24 protein-coding genes are annotated in these 25,714 nt (G+C 72.1%); 17 read left to right on the top strand and 7 right to left on the bottom strand.

The features are described from left to right. Positions 1–111 precede the first annotated feature (111 nt). Positions 112–1,407: an alpha/beta fold hydrolase gene (locus KE274_RS06805; protein ID WP_211542136.1), complete on the bottom strand. Its 1,296-nt coding sequence runs from the start codon at positions 1,405–1,407 to the stop codon at positions 112–114. A 243-nt stretch (positions 1,408–1,650) separates the two neighbouring features. On the opposite strand from KE274_RS06805, the gene KE274_RS06810 reads away from it, so the two are divergent. Further along, on the top strand, positions 1,651–2,340 hold the full coding sequence (locus KE274_RS06810) for a GNAT family N-acetyltransferase (RefSeq protein ID WP_211542138.1): 690 nt from the start codon (positions 1,651–1,653) through the stop codon (positions 2,338–2,340). A gap of 12 nt (positions 2,341–2,352) precedes the next feature. On the opposite strand, the gene KE274_RS06815 is transcribed toward KE274_RS06810, so the two are convergent. Then, entirely contained in the window at positions 2,353–3,822 is a 1,470-nt protein-coding gene (locus KE274_RS06815) for a peptide MFS transporter (protein WP_211542140.1), read from the bottom strand. 115 nt (positions 3,823–3,937) lie between these two features. Here KE274_RS06815 and KE274_RS06820 point away from each other — a divergent pair, with 115 nt between their 5' ends. Together KE274_RS06820 and KE274_RS06825 are read left to right on the top strand one after the other, a co-directional pair. After that, on the top strand, positions 3,938–5,323 hold the full coding sequence (locus KE274_RS06820; RefSeq protein ID WP_211542142.1) for a glycine--tRNA ligase: 1,386 nt from the start codon (positions 3,938–3,940) through the stop codon (positions 5,321–5,323). 46 nt (positions 5,324–5,369) lie between these two features. Then, complete coding sequence (locus KE274_RS06825) at positions 5,370–6,050, top strand: hypothetical protein (protein ID WP_211542145.1); 681 nt, start codon at positions 5,370–5,372, stop codon at positions 6,048–6,050. A 3-nt stretch (positions 6,051–6,053) separates the two neighbouring features. Here KE274_RS06825 and KE274_RS06830 read toward each other — a convergent pair whose 3' ends face one another. Next, complete coding sequence (locus tag KE274_RS06830) at positions 6,054–7,007, bottom strand: helix-turn-helix transcriptional regulator (RefSeq protein WP_211542147.1); 954 nt, start codon at positions 7,005–7,007, stop codon at positions 6,054–6,056. Positions 7,008–7,077: 70 nt separating this feature from the next. Between KE274_RS06830 and KE274_RS06835 the strand changes: the two genes are divergently transcribed. Both KE274_RS06835 and KE274_RS06840 read left to right on the top strand, forming a co-directional pair. After that, the gene (locus KE274_RS06835; protein ID WP_211542149.1) at positions 7,078–8,220 is read left to right on the top strand and encodes an epoxide hydrolase family protein; all 1,143 of its coding nucleotides are present in this window, start codon (positions 7,078–7,080) and stop codon (positions 8,218–8,220) included. Positions 8,221–8,536: 316 nt separating this feature from the next. After that, a complete protein-coding gene (locus KE274_RS06840; protein ID WP_439957713.1) occupies positions 8,537–10,177 on the top strand; it encodes an ABC-F family ATP-binding cassette domain-containing protein in 1,641 nt (546 codons plus the stop codon). A 40-nt stretch (positions 10,178–10,217) separates the two neighbouring features. On the opposite strand, the gene KE274_RS06845 is transcribed toward KE274_RS06840, so the two are convergent. Genes KE274_RS06845 through KE274_RS06855 form a run of 3 tightly spaced genes read right to left on the bottom strand, consistent with a single transcriptional unit; the run spans position 10,218 to position 12,550 of the window. Then, a complete protein-coding gene (locus KE274_RS06845) occupies positions 10,218–10,643 on the bottom strand; it encodes a DUF1801 domain-containing protein (RefSeq protein ID WP_211542154.1) in 426 nt (141 codons plus the stop codon). Continuing rightward, positions 10,640–11,212, bottom strand: a complete 573-nt coding sequence (locus KE274_RS06850) for an HhH-GPD-type base excision DNA repair protein (protein WP_211542157.1) — start codon at positions 11,210–11,212, stop codon at positions 10,640–10,642. Before KE274_RS06850 ends, KE274_RS06845 begins: the two co-directional genes overlap by 4 nt. Before the next feature lie 33 nt (positions 11,213–11,245). Next, positions 11,246–12,550 carry a glutamyl-tRNA reductase gene (locus tag KE274_RS06855; protein WP_211542159.1) on the bottom strand — a complete coding sequence of 435 codons (1,305 nt, stop codon included), beginning with the start codon at positions 12,548–12,550 and terminating at the stop codon, positions 11,246–11,248. A 73-nt stretch (positions 12,551–12,623) separates the two neighbouring features. Here KE274_RS06855 and hemE point away from each other — a divergent pair, with 73 nt between their 5' ends. The 11 genes from hemE to KE274_RS06910 all read left to right on the top strand — a co-directional run bounded on the left by hemE (position 12,624) and on the right by KE274_RS06910 (position 22,000). Then, complete coding sequence (hemE, locus tag KE274_RS06860) at positions 12,624–13,646, top strand: uroporphyrinogen decarboxylase (protein WP_211542161.1); 1,023 nt, start codon at positions 12,624–12,626, stop codon at positions 13,644–13,646. Between the two features lie 39 nt (positions 13,647–13,685). Beyond that, positions 13,686–15,221 carry a protoporphyrinogen/coproporphyrinogen oxidase gene (locus tag KE274_RS06865; protein WP_211542163.1) on the top strand — a complete coding sequence of 512 codons (1,536 nt, stop codon included), beginning with the start codon at positions 13,686–13,688 and terminating at the stop codon, positions 15,219–15,221. A 186-nt stretch (positions 15,222–15,407) separates the two neighbouring features. Then, a complete protein-coding gene (locus KE274_RS06870; protein WP_211542165.1) occupies positions 15,408–15,818 on the top strand; it encodes a hypothetical protein in 411 nt (136 codons plus the stop codon). 1 nt (position 15,819) lies between these two features. Beyond that, positions 15,820–16,227 carry a phage holin family protein gene (locus tag KE274_RS06875; protein WP_211542167.1) on the top strand — a complete coding sequence of 136 codons (408 nt, stop codon included), beginning with the start codon at positions 15,820–15,822 and terminating at the stop codon, positions 16,225–16,227. Further along, positions 16,214–16,486 (top strand): hypothetical protein, encoded by a 273-nt coding sequence (locus tag KE274_RS06880; RefSeq protein WP_211542169.1) that lies wholly within the window; start codon positions 16,214–16,216, stop codon positions 16,484–16,486. Before KE274_RS06875 ends, KE274_RS06880 begins: the two co-directional genes overlap by 14 nt. A gap of 67 nt (positions 16,487–16,553) precedes the next feature. Then, entirely contained in the window at positions 16,554–17,231 is a 678-nt protein-coding gene (hemQ, locus tag KE274_RS06885) for a hydrogen peroxide-dependent heme synthase (protein WP_211542171.1), read from the top strand. A 7-nt stretch (positions 17,232–17,238) separates the two neighbouring features. Then, entirely contained in the window at positions 17,239–18,240 is a 1,002-nt protein-coding gene (hemC, locus tag KE274_RS06890) for a hydroxymethylbilane synthase (RefSeq protein ID WP_211542172.1), read from the top strand. Next, a complete protein-coding gene (locus KE274_RS06895; RefSeq protein WP_211542174.1) occupies positions 18,237–19,034 on the top strand; it encodes a uroporphyrinogen-III synthase in 798 nt (265 codons plus the stop codon). Before hemC ends, KE274_RS06895 begins: the two co-directional genes overlap by 4 nt. Continuing rightward, on the top strand, positions 19,031–20,008 hold the full coding sequence (hemB, locus tag KE274_RS06900) for a porphobilinogen synthase (protein WP_211542176.1): 978 nt from the start codon (positions 19,031–19,033) through the stop codon (positions 20,006–20,008). The genes KE274_RS06895 and hemB overlap by 4 nt, the downstream gene beginning before the upstream one ends. A gap of 97 nt (positions 20,009–20,105) precedes the next feature. Continuing rightward, positions 20,106–21,428, top strand: coding sequence for a glutamate-1-semialdehyde 2,1-aminomutase (locus KE274_RS06905; protein ID WP_211542177.1), 1,323 nt, complete (start codon positions 20,106–20,108; stop codon positions 21,426–21,428). A gap of 122 nt (positions 21,429–21,550) precedes the next feature. Beyond that, the gene (locus KE274_RS06910) at positions 21,551–22,000 is read left to right on the top strand and encodes a hypothetical protein (RefSeq protein WP_211542178.1); all 450 of its coding nucleotides are present in this window, start codon (positions 21,551–21,553) and stop codon (positions 21,998–22,000) included. 60 nt (positions 22,001–22,060) lie between these two features. Here the strand turns inward: KE274_RS06910 and KE274_RS06915 are convergent, their stop codons facing one another. Beyond that, on the bottom strand, positions 22,061–24,532 hold the full coding sequence (locus KE274_RS06915; RefSeq protein ID WP_211542179.1) for an ATP-binding cassette domain-containing protein: 2,472 nt from the start codon (positions 24,530–24,532) through the stop codon (positions 22,061–22,063). A gap of 110 nt (positions 24,533–24,642) precedes the next feature. Between KE274_RS06915 and KE274_RS06920 the strand changes: the two genes are divergently transcribed. Next, a complete protein-coding gene (locus KE274_RS06920) occupies positions 24,643–25,704 on the top strand; it encodes an enoyl-CoA hydratase/isomerase family protein (RefSeq protein ID WP_211542180.1) in 1,062 nt (353 codons plus the stop codon). Positions 25,705–25,714 lie beyond the last annotated feature (10 nt).

Consider the following 25,714-nt stretch of genomic DNA (forward strand, 5'->3'; position numbering starts at 1 on the left):
GCCGACATCGCGGGCGGGGCGGGCGCCGCGCGTGTTCCCCGGCGCTCCGAGAGGCCGGTCCCACGCACCCGTCCCCTCCCGCGCGATCTGCACGGGAGGGCGACCTGTCGGTCAGGGGAGGTAGGTCCCGTCGCGCAGGAATGCCACCGCCTCGGGGGCGCGCGCCGAGGACTTCAGTCCGGCGTGCACGCCGTCGTCGAGAACCGCGAGGTGGGCGCCGGTCTGCTTCTGCGCGGCCTCCGCGAACGCGAGCGGGGTCACCGTCTCGGTGCGGTGTCCGATCAGCTGCAGCGACACCCCGTTCGATGTCGCCGTGAGGGGGACGGGCTTCGTCGGCCAGCCGGTGCAGTCGGAGATGCCGTTCACCGGCGAGGAGCCGGGGGTGTCGGTCGGTGTCGTCGCGAGGAACGGGTACTGCGCGAGACGTTGCTGGTAGTTCTTCCACTGCTTCTCGGCGCTCGGCACCTCGGTCGCGTTGCAGCTGAGAAGCGACCGCCCCGTGGCCGACAGCATCTTGAAGATCGGTCCTGCCTCGGCCTGGTTGCCCGACTGCGAGCCGGGGATGCCGTTCGCCTGGTACGCCGCGGCCAGCGCGTCGAGGGTGTGGTCCAGCGTCGGGTCGGTGTCGACGACGCTGTCGAGCAGCATGTTCTCCACGTGCCCGGGGAAGTCCGACTGGTACTCGAGACCGAGCGCCGTCCCCCAGGAGGAGCCGTAGTAGTCGATCGTCGAGGAGCCGAGGATCTTGCGCACCTCGTCGATGTCGCGTGCGGCGTTCTGCACGGTGATGTTGCGGGAGAACTCGGGATCGGTCTTCCCGCACGCGGCGTTGAACTGCGCGACCGCGGCGGCGTAGGCCAGTGCGTGGCTCTCGGTCGCGTTCGGCACGTCATCGGGCACCTCGGGAGCGTTGTCGGCGGTGCACTCGTGGGAGTCGCTGGCCCCCACGCCTCGCACGTCCATGCCGATGACCGTGAAGGTGTCGGTCAGGGCGGCCATCGGCGAATCCGCCAGGTAGAGCGGGTCGCTGATCCCTTGCAGTCCCGGTCCGCCCGGGTTGGTGAAGAGGAACCGCTGCGGGGCGGACGGGTCTGCAGCGGGAAGACGGCTGAGGGCGATCTCGATCTGCCGTCCGTGCGGCTTCGCGTAGTCGAGGGGCAGCGAGACCGTCGCGCACTCGAGGCGGTCGGCGGCCGTCAGGGGCGTGAGCGCCTCGGCGTTCGCGTCGGCGATGGCCGCGCGCAGGTCCGTGATCAGGGGTGCACAGCTTCCCCACTCCAGGGTCTGCGGCGAGGAGGGCGTCGCTGCCGGCGAGGGCGGGGTCTGCTGGCATCCGAGCAGCATCAGGCTCGCGCCGGCGGCGAGCGCGGCGAGGATCGGCGTGCTCCGCGCGGTGGCTCTCTGCATGCGCCGCGTGCTTCGGCGTCGACGTGGTGACATGGTGTTCTCCCTGATCTCGGTGGTCTGCGGGCGCGGCGGAGCGTTCGGCCGTCGATCCGGCCCGTGGTGGGTGCAGGGACTGTAACCGCGCGTCACGGTGGGCGTCGCGCGGCAACGCAGGGGAAAAGCGGCGTCCGCCGAACCGGATCCGGGATACCGGCGGCAGGCCCGGGTTTCCGCGAACACCGCGTCGAGGGGCAGACTGGAGCCGTGCGTACCATCCGTGATCTCGACACCGTTGAACTCATCCTCGACGCGCAGGGCCTGCTCGACTCCATCCGGGGTCCGCAGCGCGTGGTGGATGCCGGCACCCTCCGCGCCCTGCAGCAGTCGGGCAACTACGTCGTGGGGTTCTTCGACGGTGAGGGCGACGAGGAGCGCATGGTCGGCGCGTCGATCGCGTTCTTCGGGGAACCGGCCCGCCGCGCCATGCACTCGCACATCACGGCGCTGCTGCCCGAGTATCGTGGTCGCGGGTGGGGGCGCGAGCTCAAGGAGCACCAGCGGCAGTGGGCGTTCTCGCGCGACGTGGGACGCATCACCTGGACCTTCGACCCGCTGGTCGCCCGCAACGCGCACTTCTTCCTTACGGTGCTCGGCGCCCGCGCCACCGGTTACTCGGTCAACCGTTACGGCATCTTCGGCGGCGGGGATGCGGGCGACGAGAGCGACCGCCTCGACGTCGAATGGGCGCTGGCCGACATCGCCAAGCCGCCGGCGGACGACACCGTGGTGGAGACGCTCGAGATCCCGGCCGACATCGAGGCGATGCGTGTCTCCGACCCGGCGGCCGCACACGAGTGGCGGCTGCGGCTGCGCGCGCAGATGGAGGGCCTTCTCGGCAGCGGTCTGCGGATCGCCGGTTTCGAGGCGGGCCGCGGCTACCTGTTCACGGCATGACCGCGGGGCGGCTCAGCGCACGCCGCGCATGAGCCGCAGCACGGGCTTGACGCTCAGCAGCAGCCCGATGCCGACCAGGATCGCGATGCCGCCGAGGATCGAGAAGAACGGCACCTCGTTCTCCGGGTCGTAGAACCGTACGAGCTCGCCCGAGATGGCGGTGCCCAGGGCGATCGACAGGAAGAACAGCGCGACCATCTGCGTCTGGAACACGGCGGGCGCGAGCTTCGTGGTGGCCGAGAGCCCGACCGGCGAGAGCAGCAGTTCGGCGACCGTGAACACGAAGAGGATGCCGACGATCGCCAGCAGCGGGGTGGAGTTCGGGCCGCCACCCGCGAACGGCAGGAACAGCAGGAACGCCGAGCCCATGATGATGGCGGCGAGGCCGAACTTCACCGGCGTCGACGGCTGCCGGGTGCCGAGCTTCGTCCAGATCGCGGCGAACACCCCGGACAGGATGATGATGAAGACCGGGTTGATGGACTGCACCCATGACACGGGCATCTCCCAGCCGAAGAGGTTCCGGTCGAGGCGCTTGTCCGAGTAGATGGTCAGCACCGTGAACTGCTGCTGGTACAGCGACCAGAACGCGACGCTCGTGAGGAACAGCGGCAGGAACCCCCACACGCGGGAGCGCTCGTCGGCGTCGATGCGGCGGCTCATGAGGACCACGGCGAAGTAGGCGACGGCGGCCACCACGGTGATGACGATCACGATGAGGGCGAGGTTGTCCACCTGGATGACGCCGGTGAGCACCAGGACGGCGATGAGGGCGACCGCGCCGACGGCGATGCCGGCCACCAGCGGGTAGCGCGAGCGCGGCAGCGGGTTCGGCACCTCGCGGGCGGAGGCAGGCAGTCCGCGCCGTCCGAACGAGTACTGCACGAGGCCCAGGGTCATGCCGAGCGCCGCGAGGCCGAACCCCCAGTGGAAGCCGAGCTCCGACTGCAGCAGACCGGTGAGGATGGGGCCGAGGAACGCGCCCAGGTTGATGCCGAGGTAGAACAGCGAGAAGCCGGCGTCGCGGCGCACGTCGCCCGGACGGTAGAGCGTTCCGACGACCGACGTCGCGTTCGCCTTCAGGCCGCCCGAGCCGAGAGCCACGAGCACGAGCCCGACGCCCACGCCCACGAACCCGGGCAGCAGAGCGAGCGCCAGGTGGCCCGAGACGATCACGATGGCGCTGACGAAGAGCACCCGCTCCGAGCCGAACAGCCGGTCGGCGAGCCAGGCGCCGAGGATGGTCGACAGGTACACCGATCCGCCGTAGGCGCCGAGGATGCCGCCCGCCACCGACTCCGGGAGGCCGAGGCCGCCGTCCGTGACCGAGAAGTAGAGGTAGATGAGCAGGATGCCCTGCATCCCGTAGAAGCTGAAGCGCTCCCACATCTCCACGCCGAAGATGTGCACGAGCGACCACGGCTGCCCGAAGAAGCGGGTGTCTTCGTTGCGGGAAGCGGGCTGTCGCTCAGTGGTGCTCATGCGTGGGACGGTACTCTCCGGCGGCCACCGCGGCCAGGGGGCGCGCTGCGACCACCGATAGAATGGCGGTGCCCGTGCTCACGGGCGTTCTCCGCATCCGACCATTGGAGCCACCGTGGCCGAACAGTCCCGTCTTGACAAGGTCATCGCCCTCGCCCGCCACCGCGGGTTCGTCTTCCAGGCGGGTGAGATCTACGGCGGTTCCCGGTCGGCGTGGGACTACGGACCCCTCGGCACCGAGCTCAAGGAGAACATCCGCCGGCAGTGGTGGCAGACGTTCGTGCGCGGCCGCGGCGACATGGTCGGCCTCGACTCGAGCATCATCCTCCCGAAGCGCGTGTGGGAGGCGTCCGGCCACGTGGCCACCTTCACCGACCCGCTCGTGGAGTGCCTGCAGTGCCACAAGCGCTTCCGCGCCGACAACCTGATCGAGGACTTCGAGGCGCGCAAGGGCCGCAAGGCCGAGAACGGCCTGGCCGACATCCCGTGCCCCAACTGCGGCACGAAGGGCCAGTACACCGAGCCGAAGGCGTTCTCCGGCCTGGTGAAGACGTACCTCGGCGTGGTCGACGACGAGTCGGGCCTCTACTATCTGCGGCCCGAGACGGCGCAGGGCATCTTCGTGAACTTCTCCAACGTGCTCACCGCGAGCCGCAAGAAGCCGCCGTTCGGCATCGGCCAGGTCGGCAAGGCGTTCCGCAACGAGATCACGCCGGGCAACTTCATCTTCCGCACGCGCGAGTTCGAGCAGATGGAGATCGAGTTCTTCATCCCGCCCGCCGAGGCGCCCGAGTGGTTCCAGCACTGGGTGGACGCGTGCTGGAACTGGTTCGTCGACCTCGGCATCGACCCGGAGAACATGCGGCAGTTCGACGTGCCGGAGGAAGACAGGGCGCACTACTCGGCCGGCACGATCGACGTCGAGTACCGGTTCGGCTTCGCCGGCAAGGAGTGGGGCGAGCTGATGGGCGTCGCCAACCGCACCGACTACGACCTGTCGAGCCACAGCGAGGCGTCCGGCCAGAGCCTGACCTACTTCGACCAGGCCACGGGCGAGCGCTACACGCCCTACGTGATCGAGCCGTCGTTCGGTCTCACCCGCGCCATGATGGCGTTCCTCGTCGACGCGTACGTCGAGGAGCAGGTGCCCAACGCCAAGGGCGGCACCGACACCCGCACGGTGCTCAAGCTCGACCCGCGTCTCGCGCCGGTCAAGGCCGCGGTGCTCCCGCTGAGCCGCAACGAGAACCTGTCCCCGCTCGCGCGGGAGGTCGCCGACACGCTCCGCGGCTCGTGGGCCGTGGACTTCGACGACGCCGGCGCGATCGGTCGCCGCTACCGTCGCCAGGACGAGATCGGCACGCCGTTCTGCGTCACGGTCGACTTCGACTCGCTCGACGACCGTGCCGTCACGGTGCGCGATCGCGACACCATGGCGCAGGAGCGCGTGCCGATCGACGGTCTGCACGCGTACCTCGCGGAGCGGCTGCGCGGCGCCTGAGGTGACGGCGGCGGGGGGAGCCGGAGCGCGGGTGGAGGCGTCGCCCGTGCGCCCCGTCGCGGCGATCGTGCTGGTCGCGCTCGCCGTGGAGTGGATGCTCCTCACGCTGCTCGACCTGCGTGACAACGACGGCGCGGCGCCGCTGATCGCGATGTTCGGCATCCCCGCGCTCGCGGCGGCCCTCATCATCCAGCTCGTGATGTCGCGCCTGGGAGACCGCAAGCGCGTGCCGCGGGCAGTGCTGTGGTGGGTGCTGGCGGTGCTGCCGCTCGGCACGCTCGCGGCCTTCGGTGTCGCGGTGCTGCGGGAGCCGGACTACTTCGTCGGCGACGAGGGCCCGTGGATGCTGCTGTGGGTGCCCGTGTTCATCGTGGTCGGGCTGCTGCTCGGGGCGCTCGTATGGTTCTTCTTCGTGTTCCCGCTGTTCTCGCTCGTCACCGTGATCCGCCTGATCCGGCGGGGTGAGGCGACGCCCCGGGCGCTGATCATGCCGCTCGTGCTGGTGGGCCTCGGAGTGCTGAGCGTCGTGGGCGGGCTCTCGATCGACACCGACGCCTCCGGTCGTGCGTCGTGGGGCGCGATCATCGCCGCGTTCCTCGGTCTGCCCGGCGGGTACGACGTGGTGTGGGAACCGGGGCTGTGGGTCGTGCGGGGCATCGTGCTCGCGATCGTCCTGGCGTTCGGGGTGCCGGCGCTCCGCGACCGCGCCCGTCGCGCGGCCCCCTGAGCGTCACGACCCGTCGACCGCCCTGGCGTAGCGCTCCGACAGCAGCTGCAGCCGGGGCACCAGCTCGGGCGGCGACTCGACGGTGAAGTCCATCATCAGCATGCCGATGTAGGCCGCGACGGTGTCGAGGCTGTCCGCGCCCGTGACCAGCACGCAGTGGTGCTCGTCGATCGGCTCCACGACGCCGACTGCCGGGTGGATGCGGTCGAGCACGGCCTGCGCCGAGGCATCGATCCGCAGTCGGGCGTGCACCTGCCACCCGCTCACGGCGATCGTGCGCATCGCGAACGCGGTGTAGTCGCCGCCGGGCAGCGGTTGCGGGTCGAAGCGGCGACGCGTCGGCATGCGCAGCTCCATCCAGTCGGCGCGGTACGTGGCCCACTCGCCGGTGTCGGGGTCGCGCGCGACGAGGTACCAGCGGCGGTGCCAGGTGAGCAGCCGATACGGTTCCGCCTTCACCGGTTCGCCGCGGTAGTCGAAGCGCAGCCACTCCTCGGCGCGGATGGCGCTCGCGATGCCGCGCAGCACGGCGGCGTCGACCTCGGGGTCGGGCGCATCGGTGTCGTTGTTCTCCGGGGCGCGGTCGATCGTGCGCAGCGCATCGACGGTGGGCCGCAGGTGCGCGGGGAGCACCTGTTCGAGCTTGGCGAGCGCGCGGGCGCCCGATTCCGCGACCCCGGCGATGCCCGCGGCCGCGCGGAGCCCGACCGTCACGGCCACCGCCTCCTCGTCGTCGAGCAGCAGCGGGGGGAGCTTGCCGCCTGCGCCGAGGCGGTAGCCGCCCGTGGAGCCGCGGCTCGCGTCGACGGGGTAGCCGAGGTCGCGCAGTCGTTCGATGTCGTGGCGGACGGTGCGCGTGGAGACGCCGAGCCGCGCGGCCAGCTCGGCACCGGAGCGCCCGGGGGCGGTCTGGAGCAGGGCCAGCAGGGACAGCAGTCGCGCGGTGGGATCGGCCATGCGGAACCTCCGGAAATGGCGCCGACCATTAGGAACGAATCCAGCCTAATGCGCTCCTATCGTCAGAGACATGAACACCGCACTCGACATCCGCCCCTTCTCCGTCTCCGTCTCTCACGCCGAGGTCGCCGACCTCCGCGAGCGCCTGTCGCGCACCCGCCTGCCCCTCGCCGCCCCCGTCGACGACTGGGACGCGGGCACCCCGAACCACTACCTGCGCGAGGCGATCGCCGCGTGGCAGGAGTTCGACTGGTCCGCCGCGCAGGAGCGCCTCAACGCCCACCCGCAGTTCACCACCGAGATCGACGGGCAGACGATCCACTTCCTGCACATCCGTTCGCAGCACGAGGACGCCACCCCGCTGCTGCTCGCGCACACCTACCCGGGCTCGGCCGTCGACTACCTCGACCTGATCGACCGCCTCACCGACCCCGAGGCGCACGGCGGTCGCGCGGAGGATGCGTTCCACCTCGTGATCCCCGACGCCCCGGGGTACGGGTTCTCGCAGCCGCTCGCCTCCGCCGGCTGGACGGTCGGGAAGGTCGCCGCGGCCTATGACCGGCTCATGCGCGGCCTCGGCTACGAGCGCTACGGCGTCCACGGCTCCGACAACGGCGCGATGGTGGCCCGCGAGCTCGGGCTGCTCGCGCCGGAGGGTCTGCTCGGGCTGCACGTGCTCCAGCTGTTCTCCTTCCCCTCGGGCGACCCCGCCGAGTTCGAGAAGCTCGAGCCGCAGGACTATGCCGGCCTGGAGCACATGCAGTGGTTCCAGTCGGTGGGCGGCTACAACGCGATGAACTCCTCCCGGCCGCAGACGGTCGCGGTGGGGCTCAGCGACTCCCCGGTCGGCCTCCTCGCGTACAGCGAGCTGTTCGCGTCGTTCGGCAACGGCACCTCGCTCGTGCCGCTCGACCGCATCCTGCTGGAGGTGAGCGTGAACTGGTTCGCCAACGCGGCCTCGGGCATGAGCCGCAGCTACCTGGAGAACGCCAGGGCCGACGCGGCGGCCGAAGGGGAGCCTCGCGTGAACCACGCACCGACCGGGGTCGCCGTGTTCGCGGACGACTTCCAGACCATCCGGGTGTTCGCCGAGCGCGACAACGACAACATCGTGCACTGGAGCCGCTTCGACGAGGGCGGGCACTACGCCGCGCTCGAGCGCCCCGACGAGCTGGCGGGCGACATCCGAGCGTTCTTCGCCGGGCTCCGCTGATCCGTCACCCGATCGCCCCCGTGCCGACCGCGCGGGGGCGATCGCGTGCGTCAGCCCGGGTCGATGCTGGCGGTGCCTGGCGCGCGACTGCTAGGGTCTCTCCCCGTGGGTACTCTGATTCGCTAGATCGGGACACCGCGTCGAGACGTCTTCTCCGCGGTGGGTCCTGAGCGAACGCGTCGCTCGGCGACGTGATCGAGGTCCGTTTTCCCCCGCGTCGTCCGACGCAGACCCGCGGCACCGTGCGTGCCGTCGGAGAGGACTCCTCATGTTCCCCCATTCCCCTTCCCTGCCCGCACCCGTTCGCCCGCACCGCGTGTGCGAGGTGCGTGGGGCCAGCGTCCGGTTCGCCGATCATGTCGTGCTGGATCGCGTGGACCTCGCGGTCGGCCCGACCGACCGTCTCGCGATCATCGGCGACAACGGCGCCGGCAAGACCACGCTGCTCGACCTGTTCGCCGGCACGCTCGCCCCGACGGCGGGCGAGGTGACGGTCGTGATCCCCGGCGGTGTCGCTTCCGCCGAACAGCACCCCGAGTTACCCGCCGATGCGACGGTCGCCGCGGCCATCGATCAGCTCCTGGGCGACCTGCGCCGCCTGGAGAGCGAGCTCGACCGCGCGTACGACCTGCTCGCGACCGCGACACCGGGCGAGCGGGAGGCGCGGCTGTCCGCCGTGGCCGCACTGCAGGACCGGTTCGAGGCGCGCGGCGGCTACGACGTGGACCGCCGCGTCGACGCCGCCCTGGACCAGCTCGGCCTCGGTGGCGTGGACCGCCGACGACCGGTCGCCACGCTGTCGGGCGGAGAGCGCGCGCGGCTCGCCCTCGCCGTGGCGCTGTCTGCCGGGGCGGAACTGCTGCTGCTGGACGAGCCGACGAACGACCTCGACGATCGCGCGCTCGCCTGGGTGGAGGCGCGCATCGCCGCCCACCGTGGCGCGGCCATCGTGGTGACGCACGACCGCGACGTGCTCGACCGTTTCGCCACGGATGTCGTGCGGGTGGAGGCGGGCCGGATCCGTCGCTACGGCGACGGTTATGCGGGCTTCCTCCGCGCACGCGAGACCGAGCGCCGGCGGGCGGCCGAGCGCCACGAGGCGTGGAAGGCCGAGGTCGCGCGCACCGAGGAGCTGCTCGCGACCAACGCGTTCCGGCTCGACGCGATCCCGCGCAAGCTGGAGCTCGACGGCTTCGGGCACGGGGCGTTCCGCGCTCGCAGCCGCGATCACGGCGCGGTCGGCCGCATCCGCATGGCGAAGGAGCGCCTGGCCCGGCTGCGGGAGGATCCCGCGCCGCCCCCGCCCGAGCCGCTCCGGTTCGTGCTGCCGGACGGCACCGCGGGCGAGGGTGAGGGGCCGCTGATCGCGGTCCGCGACCTGGAGTTCCGCGATCCGGGTCGACGGCTCGCGCTCTCCGCGTGGTCGCTGGCACCGGGCGACCGCTGGCTCGTGACGGGGCCGAACGGGGCGGGGAAGACCACGCTGCTCGACCTCCTGTCCGGTGTGCTGACCGCCACGTCGGGGTCGATCGAGCGCCGCGACGGACTGCGCATCGCCCGGCTGCGGCAGGACGTGACGGAGGTCGCGCCGGGCTCCGCGGTGGAGGTGTTCGCGCGACGTGCCGCGGTGCCGCCGACCGACGCCCGGGCGGCACTGCTCGGTCACGGTCTGTTCCGGGAGGACGAGGTCGAGCGTCCGTTCCCGGCGCTGTCGGTGGGGCAGCGGCGGCGGCTCGATCTCGCGGTCGCGCTGTCGTCCCGGTTCGACGTGCTGCTGCTCGACGAGCCCACCAACCACCTCGACCCGGAGCTCGTGGAGCAGCTGGAGCACGCGCTCGACGAGCACCCGGCCGCGGTCGTCACGGTCACGCACGACCGCCGGTGGCTGCGCCGGGCCGAGCGTCGCGGTGCCTCGACCGTGCGCGTGGCGGAGGGGGTGGCTGCGGTGTCGGCGTGACGCGCACACCCCGCCCGGGCGGGCGGAGCGGTGGGGGCGGTCAGGCGGTGACGGTGAGCTGCATGCCGTCGCTGCCGCCCGCCTCGACCCAGGCGAGCGAGCGCTCCAGGATCCGCCGGAGCACGTCGAGGTCCACCCGCTCCAGGTCGGGAAGGTAGAGGCAGCCGACGCCCGTGGTGTGCGGGCCGAGACGGGCGAGGTCTTCGCCGTGCGCGTCCACGCCGTCGAGCAGGTAGATCGTCGTCGCCGTCTTACGGGGGGCGAAGCCGAGCAGCGGGCTGTCGCCCTCGGTGCCGGTGGGGTAGCGGTAGTGGCAGGAGCCGAACCCGATGATGGCGCCCCAGGTCTGCGGCTCGCGGCCGGTGAGCTGTTGCAGCAGTGCCGTGAGGGTCTCGGCGTCGCGGCGGCGGACGGCGGGGGCCGACCGGGCGATCAGCGCCGCGACGTCGTCCCCCGTCGGCTTCACTTCGCCGCCTTGGCCGCGGCCTTCATCGCCTTCTTGTGCTCGCGCACCTTCGCCAGCGACTCGGGCGAGACGATGTCGGCCACGCTGCGGTACGAGCCCTCGTCTCCGTAGGGTGCCGACGCCTCGCGCCAACCGTCACCCGTGAAGCCGTACTGCTTGCCGAGCAGCGCCAGGAAGATCTTCGCCTTCTGCTCGCCGAAGCCCGGCAGCGCCTTGAGCCGGGCGAGCACCTCGGCGCCGGACGGGTCGCCGCTGGTCCAGAGCGCGGATGCATCGCCGCCCCACTCGTCGACGATCGCCTGGCATAGCGTCTGCACGCGCGCCGCCATCGATCCGGGGAAGCGGTGCACGGCCGGAGTCTGCCGGAACGCCTCGAGGAACTCCTCGGGTGCCATGCCCGCGATCGCGGCGGCGTCGGTCGCCCCGGTGCGCTGCTCGATCTTGAGCGGACCGGCGAATGCGGTCTCCATGGGCACCTGCTGGTCGAGCAGCATGCCCACCAGCAGGGCGAGCGGGTTCTCGGTCAGCAGGGCGTCGGCGGCGGTGTCTCCGGTGATGTGAAGGGCCATGCCTCCAGTGTCCCATCCCGGGTGGCCGCGGTGTCAGGCGGAGGCGGCGTCCGAGGCGGAAGCGGTGTCGGCGGCGTCGGGGGTGAGGCCGTACAGCGCGGACAGCGCGGCGGCGAACTCGTCGGCACGGCCCTCGGCGGCGAGCTCGTGGGCGCGCACGGTCGGAGTGTGCAGCAGTACGCCGGCGAGGTGACGCAGTGCCTGCTCGACCTTGCCGTCCTCGTCGCCGCGGGCACGCGCGCGATCGATCTCGGTGTCGAGCAGGGAGAAGATGTGCGAGCGCAGGGCGACGACCGACGGCGTCACGCTCTGCCGGGCTCCCACGACGTGGAAGGTGTCGGCGGCCTCGCGCACCACGGTGCGGGCGGCGTCGGTGGCCTGCAGCTCCTCCAGGGGCGCGTGCAGACGGATGGTCTCCAGGTCGAGCAGCGCCACGCCCTCGAGGGTCGCGACCGCGGGGTCGACGTTGCGCGGCATCCCGAGGTCGACCACGAGACGGCTGTGCGCGCCCACCGGGCATCCGGCGGCGGCGAGCCCCACGGGGAGCTGCAGGTGCTCAGGGCCGAGGACCGGCTCGGTCGCGGTGGTGCACGTGATCAGGAGGCTCGAGTGCGCGGCGGTGCGGGCGTACTCGGCGGCGGGAACGGCGCGGATGCCGTGCTTGGCGGCGAAGATCTCGGCGCGACCGGACGGCGAGTACACGGAGATGTCGACCGCGCCGCGCTCGCGCAGTGTCGCGAGGGTCACGGCCGCGTAGGCGCCGGTGCCGACCAGGAGCACGCGCTCGGCGGACCAGTCGGCGATGCGGCTGTCGGCCAGTTCGAGCGCGAGACGCACGAGCGAACGACCGGCGCGCCCGAGGGCGGTGACGTTCTTGACCTTGCGCTGCGCCTGGCTCGCGCGCTGGAACAGGCGCTCGAGCTCGGGGGAGGTGGTGCCGTCCTTCCGGGCGGACTTGAGCGCCCGGCGCACCTGCCCGGCGATCTCGCCCTCGCCCGACACGACCGATTCCAGGCCGGACGCGACGGAGAACAGGTGCTCGGCCACGCGACGACCGGAGTGCACGGTGTACGCGCCCTCGAGCTCGGCTGCCGGGACACCCGTGGCGGACTCGACCGCTTCGAGCACGGCCTCGACGCCGATCGCACCCGCGGCGGTCACCGGCTCGTCCATCTCCACGTACGCCTCGAACCGGTTGCACGTCGCCAGCACCACGGCACCCTGCACGCACGGCGTCATACCCACGAGGGTGGGGGCGACGTCGTCGGGGGTGCGGCTCAGGCGTTCGAGCAGTTCGAAGGAGGCGGTCTTGTGACTCGCCGTCACACACAGCAGCACCCCTCGATTGTACCGGAGCGTTCGGACCGGGGGACTCGGCGGCCCCATAAGCGGGCAATGGGAGGATGGAAGCATGGCCCTCTCCGACGCCCCGCTGCTGCGCGCCCTGACGGGCGACCGCCCCGACACGACCCCCGTCTGGTTCATGAGGCAGGCCGGTCGCTCGCTGCCCGAGTACCGGGAGCTGCGGGTGGGGACCCGGATGCTCGACGCGTGCCTCACGCCCGACCTCGCGGCCGAGATCACGCTGCAGCCGGTGCGACGCCACGGCGTCGACGCGGCCGTGTTCTTCAGCGACATCGTGATCCCGCTGCGCCTGGCGGGGGTGGATGTGGAGATCGAGCCCGGTCGCGGTCCGGTGTTCGCGGATCCCGTGCGCACCACGGCCGACGTCGACCGCATCACGGCGATCGACCCGGAGTCGCTCGACGGCACGGCGATCGCGGAGGCGGTCGGCATCGTCACGGCGGAGCTCGGCGACACCCCGCTGATCGGGTTCGCGGGTGCCCCCTTCACCCTCGCGGCCTACCTCGTGGAGGGCGGCCCGTCGAAGGAGCACCTGCGGGCGCGCGGCATGATGCACGCCGAGCCGGAGGCGTGGCACCGTCTGGCCGGGTGGCTCGCGCGGGTGTCGCGGCGGTTCCTGGAGACGCAGCGCGATGCCGGAGCTTCGGTCGTGCAGCTGTTCGACAGCTGGGCGGGGTCGCTGAGCCCCGCGGACTACCGCACCTTCGTCGCGCCGCACTCGACGGCCGCGCTCGACGGCATCGGCATCCCGACCATCCACTTCGGCGTCGGCACCGGGCCCTTCCTCGCCGACATGCGACTGGGCGGCATCGCCGACGGGGTCGGGGTGGACTGGCGTCTCCCGCTCGACGAGGCCGCGGCGATCCTCGGTCCGGACACGAGCGTGCAGGGCAACATCGACCCCGCTCTGCTCGGGGCGCCGTGGCCCGTGCTGGAGGCGCACGTGCGCGACGTGCTCCAGCGGGGCCGCGCGGCTCGCGGGCACATCGTCAACCTCGGTCACGGCGTGCCGCCGGAGACCGACCCCGACCAGCTCACGCGCATCGTCGAGCTGGTGCACGGCGCCTGAGCCCGCGCCGCTCCCGGCCGCGGTGGAAGGATGGACGGCATGAGCCCTGATCCCTCCGGTGCCCACCCGTCCGCGGCCGAGCCGGCCGACCTCGCCGCGCGCGCCGCGGAGAAGCAGGTCGTGGTGATCGGCGGCGGCATGGGCGGTCTCGTCGCCGCGCGCGAGTGCGCTAAGGTCGGCATGCGGGTCACCGTGCTCGAGGCGACCGACGTGCTCGGTGGCGCCCTCCGCCGCGTGGAGCTCGACGGCGTGGCACTCGATGCGGGGGCCGAGAGCTATGCGACCAGAGGCGGCCACGTGCGAGCCCTCGTCGACGAGCTCGGGCTCGCGGATCGCGTCGTGCCCCCGCGCGCGGGCGGTGCCTGGCTCGCCGGGCTCCCCGGGGGCGGGGCGGCGCCGCTTCCGGTCGGCGGCATCCTCGGCATCCCCGGCAACCCGTTCCAGGACGACGTACGGCGCATCATCGGCTGGTCCGGCGCCTGGCGGGCGTACCTCGACCGCGTCCGGCCCCCGCTGACGATCGGCCACGAACTCAGCCTCGGACGGCTCGTCGCCTCCCGCATGGGTGCGAAGGTGCGCGACCGCCTGGTCGCCCCGGTCACGACGGGGGTGTACTCGGCCTCGCCCGACGACGTGGACATCGACGTGGCCGCCCCGGGGTTGAACGCCGCCCTCACCCGCGTCGGCTCACTGTCCGGCGCGGTGCTGGCGCTGAAGGGTGACGGCGGTACGCGCGGCGCGAAGGCTCCTGGTGCGGCGGTCGAGGGTCTCCGCGGCGGTATGACCGTGCTGGTGGACGCGCTCGCCGAGGATCTCGCGCAGCTCGGAGCGACCGTGCGCACGGGGGTGCGGGTGCACTCGGTCGCGCGCGAGGCGGACGGCTGGCGGATCGAGGCCGCGATGCCGCCCGAGGCCGAGGTCCCGATCGCGGAGTCGGCGCCCGAGGTCGAGGAGCCGCGCGAGGAGCTGCTGCGCGCGGACGCGGTGATCGTCGCGACCTCGGAGACCGTGGCGCGCGCGCTGCTCTTGACCGCGGTGCCGGCCCTTGCACGAGCCGAGGCGGCGGCGTCGCCGGAGATCGAGATCGTCACGCTGCTGCTGGACGCCCCGGCCCTGCGTGCCGTGCCCCGCGGGACCGGGGTCCTCACGGTTCCTGGGAGCCACACGGCCAAGGCACTGACGCACTCGACCGCGAAGTGGGAGTGGGTGCAGGAGGCGGCGGGCGACCGGGAGGTCGTGCGGGTGTCGTTCGGCGCGCAGGGGGAGCCCGCGGTCACCGCTGCCCTGGACGACGACGCCGCGATCGATCTCGCGCGGCGCGAGGCGGCGGCGTTGCTCGGGGTGCCGCTGGCTCCGGAGCAGGTCCTCGCCGGACACCGCGGTCGGTTCGTGCAGTCTCAGCCCGCGTCCATCATCGGCTCCGGGGAGCGGCGCCGTGCCGCGCGGGAGGCGGTGCAGGCGGTGCCGGGGCTTGCGGTCGTGGGCGCCTGGGTCGCGGGAACCGGGCTCGCGCAGGTGGTGCCCGATGCCACGGAGGCGGCCGACGGGCTCCGTCGCGCGCTCCTCTGGGACTGATCGGTCACGCGCATCGCCCGCACGAGGGCCGGAAGCAAAACCGACGAACCGCCCCGTGTCAACCCTCTCCGGGATTGATGCCGAAATCGGCATACGGGGTTACGCTGGGTACCTGATCGCGGCGGGAACGTCGGCGATCGGCGTCCGAACCGGACGACCACCGCCGGAACAACGTGAGGAGACCCCATGAAGGGGAAGATCGGACTCGTCGTCGGACTCGGCGTCGGCTACGTGCTGGGTACCCGTGCCGGACGTGAGCGCTACGAGCAGATCCGGACGCAGTGGCTCAAGGTCTGGAACACGGACCCCGTCCAGGAGCGGGTCGAGAAGGTCAAGGGTTTCGTCGGCGACAAGGCGGCCGCGGTGCCGGGCGCGGTGTGGACCGGTGCCGTCAAGATCGTGAAGTCGGTCAAGGGCGATGGCACCCCGGGTCAGAAGCTCGACGCCGTGATCGCCTCGGGCAAGGAAGCGGCCGAGGAGGTCTCGGAGGCGGCGGAGGACGCCGTCGACGAGGTCAAGGAGCGCGCCGCCGCGGCGGAGAAGCCCGCGGCGAAGAAGCCCGCCACCAAGCCGGCCGCGCAGAAGTCCGGCGACTGACATGCCCCGCGGTTACCGGGATCGCGCCGACGACAGTCTGCTGACCCTGCTCGGGGATCTTCCCGAACTGGTCACGAACCTCGTCAAGGCGGAGATCGACGCCGCCAAGGCGTGGGTCTCCCGTACGGCGAAGGACGCGGGGATCGGATCGGTCTGGTTCCTCGTCGCCCTGTTCTTCCTGTTCTGGGCGGTGCCGGTGATCCTGGTGTTCGCGATCGCCGGTCTGTCGTCGTGGTGGCCGGTGTGGCTGTCGGCGATCGTCGTTTTCGGCATCCTCATCCTGGCCGTGCTGCTGTTCGCGCTGCTGGGCATCCTCAAGTTCCGCAAGGTGCTCAAGCGCCAGAACCCCGCTCAGGCCGTGGCCGAGGACATCCGAATCGTGAAGGAGGCCGGCGATGAGCACGCCTGAGTCGCTGCCGCGCACTGCCGTCCCCGCCGGGATCGTCGCTCCCGTCGCTTCGGCTCGCGCCGAGCTGAAGGCGGCGCTCGCCGCGATCGAGGTCAAGGGCAACATCCCGCGCCGGGTGGAGAAGGCGTCGGCGCGTGCCGCCGTCAAGGCACGGGCGTTCGCGGACCGCAACCCGGTGGCCGCGGTGGCCGCTGCCGTGGGAATCGCGGCGGCCGTGGGCGGCGCCGTGTGGGCGATCGCTCGGGCCATCGCGCGCTGACGTCGCGCCCGACGCCGTGGTATTCCCCTGATTAGGGGCTTCTCGGCGAAAGGGGCAGACTGGGACTATGTCCGAAGTGCGCGAAGAGAACCCGTCCGGCTTCACCCTCTGGGCTGTGTGGCGACGTCATCCCGACGTTCCCGTGACGGAGAACGACGCCACCGAACTGGAGACGATCGTCTCGCACATCGAAGACTCCGGGGTCACGGTCCGTGGCTTCTACGACGTCTCCGGGCTGAAGGCCGACGCCGACCTGATGGTGTGGTTGCACGGCGACACCGCCGAGGAACTGCAGAAGGCACTCCGACGCCTGCGTCGCACCGAACTGCTGCGTTCACTCCTTCCGGTGTGGAACGTGATGGGTGTGCATCGCGACGCGGAGTTCAACCGCTCGCACGTCCCCGGCTTCCTCCGCGGCGTCGAGCCGAAGGACTGGCTGTGCCTGTACCCGTTCGTCCGCACGCCGGAGTGGTACCTGGCGCCGGAGGCGGAGCGTCGGGCGATGCTCGCCGACCACGGCCGCAAGGGCGCCGCGTTCACGGGCGTCATCGCCAACACGGTGGCGGCGTTCGCGCTGGGCGACTACGAGTGGCTGCTGCCGATGGAGGCCGATGACGTGACCGACCTCGTCGACATGATGCGTGACCTCCGTTACACCGACGCGCGGCTGTACGTGAAGGAGGAGGTGCCCTTCTACACGGGGCGCCGCCTGCGGTTCGACGAGATCGCCGACGTGCTGCAGTAACCGCGCCATGAGCACCCCCATCCGTCTCGGCACCCGACGCAGCGCGCTCGCGCAGGCGCAGTCCGGTCATGTCGCCGCCGCCCTCGAGAAGGTCACCGGCCGGCCTGTCGAACTCGTCCCGATCACCAGCGAGGGGGACACCAACCGGGCGTCCCTGTCGGAGATCGGCGGCCTGGGCGTCTTCGCCACTCGGTTGCGCGAGGCCCTGCTCGCGGATCGCTGCGACTTCCTCGTGCACTCCCTCAAGGACCTCCCGACCGCGGTTCCGGACGGCCTCGTCATCGCGGCGACGCCGCCGCGCGAGGACGCGCGAGACGTGGTGCTCACGCGCCACGGCGTGCCTCTCCACGAGCTGCGTTCCGGCAGCACCGTGGGCACGGGGGCTCCGCGTCGCATCGCGCAGGTGCGACGTCGGGCGCCGCACGCGGAGGTCGTCGACATCCGCGGCAACGTCGACTCGCGGCTCGCCCGCGTGGCCTCGGGCGAGCTCGATGCGGTCATTCTCGCCGCGGCCGGCCTTTCTCGCCTCGGGGCGGATTCGCCGTTGCGACGGGAGGAGCTCGGGCTCGCGGAGTGGCCGACCGCGCCCGGCCAGGGGTCTCTCGCGGTGGAGACGAGGGCGGACGCGCCGGCCGAGCTGCTCGAGGCGCTCTCGACGCTCGACGATCACGACACCCGACTGGCCGTCACGGTGGAGCGGGCTATCTTGGAGGGCCTCGACGCCGGCTGTCAAGCCCCCATGGCGGCTCACGCCCGTGTCGAAGGGGCCGAGATCCGCGTCAGGACGGTCGTGTACGCCCCGGACGGGGGTCGACGGATCGGTCTCGACGTCACGGAAGCCCTGAACGGGGAGTATATTCGTCGGAACGGCAGTGGCAATGGAGCGGATACTGCCGATGGTGCAGGCCCGATGCACGCAGCGCGCGAGCTCGGGCTCGCTGTTGCCCGTCGGCTGCTCGATCAAGGGGCGGCCGACCTCGTCCCCCGAGAGCACCCCGAATCCTCATGACCACTTCCGAAACCAAGCAGGACCGACCGCTGGACGGCTGGCGCATCCTCGTGCCCCGTGGCGGGCCCTGGGGCGACAGCGTCGCTGCGAGCCTGCGCGCCCTGGGCGCCGTGCCCGTCGTCGCGCCGCTCATCAACTTCGCCCCCACGACGGATCAGGCCACGCTCGACCGTGCGCTGGAGCAGCTGGCGGCCGGTGAGTTCGACTGGCTGACGGTGACGAGCGCGACCACGGTCGACGTGCTGTTCGCCCACCGGGCGGTCGTGCCGAAGTCCACGAAGATCGCGGCGGTGGGGGAGACCACGGCCGCGGCGCTGCAGGCCGTGGGCTACGAGGTGGCCCTGGTTCCCGAGCAGGACAACTCGGCGCAGGGCATGGCGCAGCAGCTGATCGCGCTGGAGCGGGAGCCGCGGCGCATCCTGGCGCTGCGCAGCGAGATCGCCAAGCCGGTGCTGAGCATCATGCTGTCCGAGGCCGGACACGACGTGCACGGTGTGGTCGCGTACCGCACGGTGGGCGTGCCGGTCACGGAGCGCATCCGTCGCGATGTGGAGAACGGCCGTATCAACGCCATCCTCATCACGAGCGGTTCGGTGGCGGAGCAGGTGCGCGAGCAGTTCCCCGACATCCCGGACGAGACGCTCCTGGCCGCGATCGGCCCGCGCACCGCGAAGGACGCGGAGCGGGCGGGACTGCCGGTGTCGGTCGTGGCCGATCGGCAGACCATCGACGCGCTGATCGACGCGGTGTCGCAGTTCACGCTTCCGCACGCGGCAGACGAGTTCGCGCCGTGAGCTTCCCCGACATCCGCCTCCGTCGGCTGCGCCAGTCGCGTGCCGTGCGCGACCTCGTGCGGGAGACCTCGCTCGAGCCGCGACAGCTCGTGCTGCCCCTGTTCGTGCGCGAGGGCCTGACCGAGCCCGCGGCGATCGGTTCGATGCCCGGTGTGGCTCAGCACTCGCTCGACTCGCTGCGGGCAGCGGCGGTCGAGGCGGCGGAGGCCGGCGTCGGCGGCGTCATGCTGTTCGGCGTCCCGGCGGTGCGTGACGCCGTGGGCTCCGGTGCGGACGACCCGCGCGGCATCCTGAACGTCGCGACCGAGGCACTGGCGACCGAGGTGGGCGACGCGCTCGTGCTGCAGACGGATCTGTGTCTCGACGAGTTCACCGACCACGGCCACTGCGGTGTGCTCGCAGCGGACGGCTCGGTCGACAACGACGCCACGCTCGAGCGCTACACCTCCATGGCGCTGGCCCAGGCGCGCGCCGGGTCGCAGCTGCTCGGGCTGTCGGGCATGATGGACGGCCAGGTCGCCGTGATCCGCCGGGCGCTCGACGCCGAGGGCTTCACCGACACGCTGATCTTGGCCTACGCGGCGAAGTACGCGAGTGCGTTCTACGGTCCGTTCCGCGAGGCCGTCGACTCTCAGCTCACCGGCGACCGGCGCACGTACCAGCTCGATCCGGGCAACCGCCGGGAGGGTGTGCGCGAGGCCCTGGTCGACGAGCAGGAGGGTGCGGACATCGTCATGGTGAAGCCGGCGATGGCGTTCCTCGACGTGCTGCGCGAGGTGCGTGATGCGGTGACCGTGCCGGTGTGGGCGTATCAGGTGTCCGGCGAGTACGCGATGATCGAGGCGGCTGCGGCGAACGGCTGGATCGATCGCCGCGCGGCGGTGTCGGAGTCGCTGCTGTCGATCCGTCGTGCGGGCGCCGACGCGGTGCTGACGTACTGGGCGACCGAGGCCGCCCGCTGGCTGCGCGGCTGACGTCACCGCGGCGCTCGGCGCGGACTCCGGCGTCGGTGCGGCGGGTTAGCCTGGAAGGGATGCCCGGGAGAGCTCCGCGCATCACCGAGGAGCTTCGATGACCGACCGCAATGACGACCTGTTCTCCGCTGCCCGCGCCGTGATCCCCGGCGGGGTGAACTCGCCCGTGCGCGCCTACGGCTCGGTCGGTGGAACCCCGCGGTTCCTGGCCTCGGCGAAGGGCGCGACCGTGACCGATGCGGCCGGTCGGCAGTATGTCGATCTGGTGGCATCGTGGGGCCCTGCGCTGCTCGGGCACGCGCAGCCCGAGGTCGTCGCCGCCGTGCAGGAGGCCGCGGCGCGCGGGCTGTCGTTCGGCGCGCCGACCGAGGGCGAGGTCGAGCTGGCGGCCCTGATCGCCGACCGGGTGCGCTTCGGCGATATCCGGCCGGTCGAGCGCGTGCGTCTCGTGTCCACGGGCACCGAGGCGACCATGACCGCGATCCGCCTCGCCCGCGGCGCGACCGGCCGCGACCTGCTGGTGAAGTTCGCGGGGCACTACCACGGCCACTCCGACGGGCTGCTGGCCGAGGCGGGATCGGGCGTCGCCACGCTCGCGCTGCCCGGGTCGGCCGGGGTGCCGGCGCCGATCGCCGCGCAGACCCTCGTGATCCGCTACAACGACCCGGAGGCTCTCGCCGCCGTGTTCGCCGAGCACGGCCAGCGCATCGCCGCGGTGATCGTGGAGGCGTCCGCGGCGAACATGGGCGTGGTGCCGCCGCTTCCCGGCTTCAACCGCCTGATCGCCGACACCGCGCACGCCCACGGTGCACTCATGATCCTGGACGAGGTGCTCACGGGCTTCCGGGTGCACCCCGCGGGGTTCTGGGGACTGCAGGCCGCCGCGGGCGAAGACTACCTTCCCGACATCATCACGTTCGGCAAGGTCGTGGGCGGCGGGATGCCGCTCGCCGCGCTGGGCGGACGGGCCGAGGTGATGGACCTGCTGGCCCCGCTCGGGCCCGTGTACCAGGCGGGCACGCTGTCGGGGAACCCGCTCTCGGTCGCGGCGGGCGTGGCCACGTTGCGCCTCGCGACGCCCGAGGTCTACGCCACGGTCGATGCCGCGGCCGCCCGCGTCGCGGCCGCCCTCGATGCGGCTCTGAGCGACGCCGGAGTCACCCACGCCGTCGCGGCGGCCGGCAACCTGTTCAGTGCCTCGTTCCGCGCCTCCGTCCCGCGCGACTACGCGGAGGCGCAGGCGCAGGAGTCGTACCGCTACGCGGCCTTCTTCCACGCGATGCGCGAGAACGGCGTCGCGCTTCCCCCGAGTGTGTTCGAGGCGTGGTTCCTCACGGCCGCCCACGGCGACGAGGAACTGCAGCGCATCGAGGCCGCACTGCCGCTCGCGGCGGCAGCCGCAGCCGACGCCAGGCCCTGATCGCACGGCGGCTCCGCGCCGGCGGGCAGTACCGACGATGAGCCGAACCCGACAACGGATCGTTGCTTTCCTGTGAGCAACTTCCAGCCAACCGGGAGCGCTGCGCTGGCAGACTAATGGGCATGGTGACGTTGCTGCTGGACCAGACGCAACTCGAAGTCGTGCTCTCGCCCATCGAACGCGGCGCCACCTTCCACCGCGAGAACGTCCGCATCCCGCGCGAGACGATCACCAAGGTGCAGCTCACGGACGACGCCTGGACGTGGCTGCGCGGCGTGCCGAACCCGGGGACGCACATCCCCGGTGTGCTCGCCGCCGGCAGCTGGAAAGCCGCGGGCAGCCTCGACTTCGTGCTCATCCGGCGGCGCCGCCCGAGCGTCGTGATCGATCTCGAGGGCGACCCGCAGTACAACCGGCTCATTCTCACCACACGCCACGGCCTCGCGCTCACGCAGGCGCTGCGACTCGAGGTGTCCGACGAGCCAGCGAGCGTCGAGGAGATCGTCGCGACCGCACCGAGCCCGGTCTCCAAGGGCAGCCGTCGGCCGGTGATCCGTCCGCGCCCGGCCTGAGCACCCACGAACCACAGACGCCCTCCCGGCTGCAGCCGGGAGGGCGTCGTGTGTTCGTGCTCAGTCGCGGTGCTCGTGGCCCTCGTCGTGACGGTGGTCGTCGCCCTCGCCGTGGTCGTGGCTCTCGCCCTCGACGTGCTCGTGGCTCTCGCCCTCGCCGTGCTCGTGCGGGTCGGCGGCAGCATCCGCCTGCTCCTCGCCCTGCTCCGGCCCGTCGCTGTCGAGGTCGTCGCCGCTGCCGCTTTCGTGAGCGGGCAGATCGCCAGGCTGGTCGTTCTCGGGCTCGGAGTGCGTCTCGTCCTGCGCGTCCGTCGCGGTGTGCGCGGCCAGCGGAACCGTGTCGATCACGCCGGTCGTCGCGACGCTCCAGTGCGCTCCCTCGGTCCGCGGTTCCGCGGCGACGGAGGGCTCCGGTGCGCTCGCGCTCGTGCTCAGCGGGTAGTCGCGCGGCTCGTCCTCGTAGTACGCGCGAGCGGCTGCGGAGAGCAGAGAGCTGACGGCGGCGGCGCGGGGGTCGTCCTCCACGTCGTCCGTCTCGTCTGCCCGGGTCTCGTCGGCCGCGGCCTCGTCGGCGTGCGCTTCAGCGGGAGCATCCGCGGCGCTCGCGTCGGGCTGGGCCTCGTCGGCGTCGGCGTCGGTCTCATGATCGCTGCCCTGGTCGTCGGCCGGAGCCTCATCGAGCGCGTTATCGCCCTCGGTGCCGTCCAGCTCGGCGAAGAACTCGATACCCGCGTGGTCCTCGTCGGTCTCGTCATCGGTGCGGTCGCCCGCGTCGCTCGACTCGCCGTCCTCGGCCGCGGCATCGGCCGGGGAATCCGCGTCCGCGTCCGCGTCGAGAGCGGAGTCGTCGGAGCCGGACCCGCTCGAGGACTCGTCCGCGGCATCCTCGTTCTGGGGGGCGTCGTCCGCGGCGCCGTCGGCCTCCGCGGCACCGCCCGCGTGGGACCCGTCCGTCGCCGCAGCCTCTCCGGAAGCGTCCGTCGTGGCCTGGTCGTCCGAGAACTCGTCCGCCGCACGCTCGGTCGCTGCGGAGTCGGCGTCGCCCTCCGGCGACGGGTCGACGCTGGAGTCGTCCGTGTGCTCGGCGTCCTGCGTGGTCGCGAAGAGCTGCGCGAGGCTGCGCCGCGTCGGGCGATCGGTCGGCTCGTCGTCCTGAGCCGCTGCCGCGCCCCCGAAGAGGATCTCGTCGAAGGAGCGTGCAGGGGAGGTATCCGCCTCCGAGGGCGAGCTGCCCTCGTCGATCGACGGGGCGTCCTCCATCGTCACAGGACGGACGTCCTCCTCCACGGCGACGACGGCCACCGGTCCGGTCGTCGCCGAGACCTGGGCCACCGTCACGTCGGCCGACGGGTCCTGCGCCACGTCTGCGGCGGTGTCAGCGCCGGCCGATGCCTGCGCGTCGTGCGTCTGCCCGTCGTCCTCCGCGTCGGCGTGCGACGACTCGGGCCGGGTCTCCGGGGTGAGGTCATCGGCCAGCGCGGCCGCACCGCCGGCGGCCAGGGCCGAAGCGGCGATCCCGGCACCCGCGATCCCGGAATCCGCACCCGCCGTCTCATCCGCGTCGGGGGTCGTTCCCGGACCCTCCGCGCGAGTCCCCGCGGTGTCGAGCGCCGTGGTCGCATCGGAGGTCGTGCCGAAGCGGCCGCCGCGCATCAGGTCGATGAAGACGTCTTCCAGTGTCGGGCCGCGCTGCACCAGCGTGCTGAGGGCGATGCCGGCATCGGCCGCAACAGCGCCCACCGTGGTCGCGTCGCCGCCGCGCACGGTCAGCCCGCCGCGCAGCACCTCCACGTCGAAGCCCGCCGCCGACAGCGCGGTCGTGAGACCGTCACGGTCCACCGCGTCCACCACCACGGAGCCCGCCGCGGGGTCGGCCAGGGTCTCGATGCCGCTGGACAGCACCAGGCGGCCCTTCGACAGCACCAGAACGTGGTCGGCGACCTGCTCGATCTCGCTCAGCACGTGCGAGGACACCAGGACCGTGCGTCCCTCGTCGGCGAGGCGACGCATCAACAGGCGCATCCAGCGGATGCCCTCCGGGTCGAGGCCGTTCGCCGGCTCGTCGAACACCAGGGCACCCGGGTCGCCGAGGAGCGCATGGGCGACGCTCAGCCGCTGCCGCATGCCCAGCGAGAATCCGCCGATGCGGGAGTCGGCCTCGTCATCGAGCCCGACGAGGGACAGGACCTCGTCGACGCGGGAGAGGCGGATGCCGTTCGCCTTCGCGGCGATCGTCAGCTGGCGGCTCGCGGTGCGCCGCGGACGGTACACCGTCTCCTCCAGCACCGATCCGATCGTGCGCAGCGGCTGACGGAGTTCGGGGTACGCGACGCCGCCGATCGTGGCGGTTCCCGACGACGCGCGCACCTGACCGAGCAGGATGCGGAGGGTCGTGGTCTTCCCTGCGCCGTTCGGACCGAGGAAGGCGGTCACGGCGCCGGGCTCGACGCGGGCGGAGAAGTCGGAGACGGCGGTCACCTCGTTGAAGCGCTTCGTCACATTCGTGAACTCGAGCACCTGTCCTTCAGGCATCCGGCACCTCTCGTCGCGATGAACAGTTCCCCCTATCCTGCCGGAAAACCGCCTCGGAACCCGCATTCTGTGCGGAAATCCACCCCTGGTGAGAAGGTAGCCTGGCACCCGTGACCGATACCTCTGCCGCCCCCCGTGTCCTCGTCCGCACGGAAGGAGCGCTCGGAAGGCTCACGCTCAATCGGCCGGAAGCGATCAACGCCCTCGACGAGGACATGATCGCCGAGATCACCAGGGCCCTGGTGGCCTGGCGCGACGACTCCGACGTGCAGATCGTGCTGATCGACGGTGAGGGGGAGCGCGGCATGTGTGCGGGCGGCGACGTACGCCGGCTGCACGAGCAGATCGTCTCCGGCCACCCGGAACGCTCGGCCGAGTTCTTCCGCGCCGAGTACGCCATGAACGCGATGATCGCCGAGTACCCGAAGCCCGTCGTCGCCCTGGCCGACGGCATCACGATGGGCGGCGGCATCGGTCTCGCGGGGCACGCGGCGATCCGCATCGTCACCGAGCGCTCCAAGCTCGCCATGCCTGAGACGCGCATCGGCTTCACCCCCGACGTCGGGGGCACCTGGCTGCTCGGCCGCGCGCCGGGCCGATTCGGCGAGTACTTCGGGCTGACCGGGGCGAGCATGAGCGCAGCCGACGCGGTCTATCTCGGGTTCGCCGACCACGTGGTGCCGTCCGACCGCCTCGACGCCCTGCGCGACGCGCTCGCCCACCGCGCCGACCCCACCAGCCCCAGCGAGATCGTGCTCCTGTTCGACGAGACCCCCGAGCCCTCGACCCTCCCGGCATCGCGCGCCTGGATCGACGAGGCCTTCTCCGCGCCGACCGTTCCCGAGATCCTGGAGCGCCTGCACGCGCAGGGCACTCCCGAGGCCGCCGCGGTCGCCGACCTGCTGGACGGCCTCGCACCCACCGGACTGGTCGTGACGCTCGACGCCGTGCGCGAAGCCCGCGATCTGCCCGGCCTGCGCGCCGCGCTGGAAGGGGAGTACCGGCGGGTGCTCTGGTTCGTGAACGAGCACCCCGACCTGGTCGAGGGCATCCGCGCGCAGCTGGTCGACAAGGACCGCAACCCGAAGTGGCAGCCCGCCACCCTCGCAGAACTGCCGCCGGACGCGGGGGCCCCGGCCCGCGACTACGTGCCGCAGCCGCCGCTGTTCTGAGGCCTCGGGC

The organism is Microbacterium paraoxydans (assembly GCF_018224615.1).
Taxonomy (GTDB): domain Bacteria; phylum Actinomycetota; class Actinomycetes; order Actinomycetales; family Microbacteriaceae; genus Microbacterium; species Microbacterium paraoxydans_B.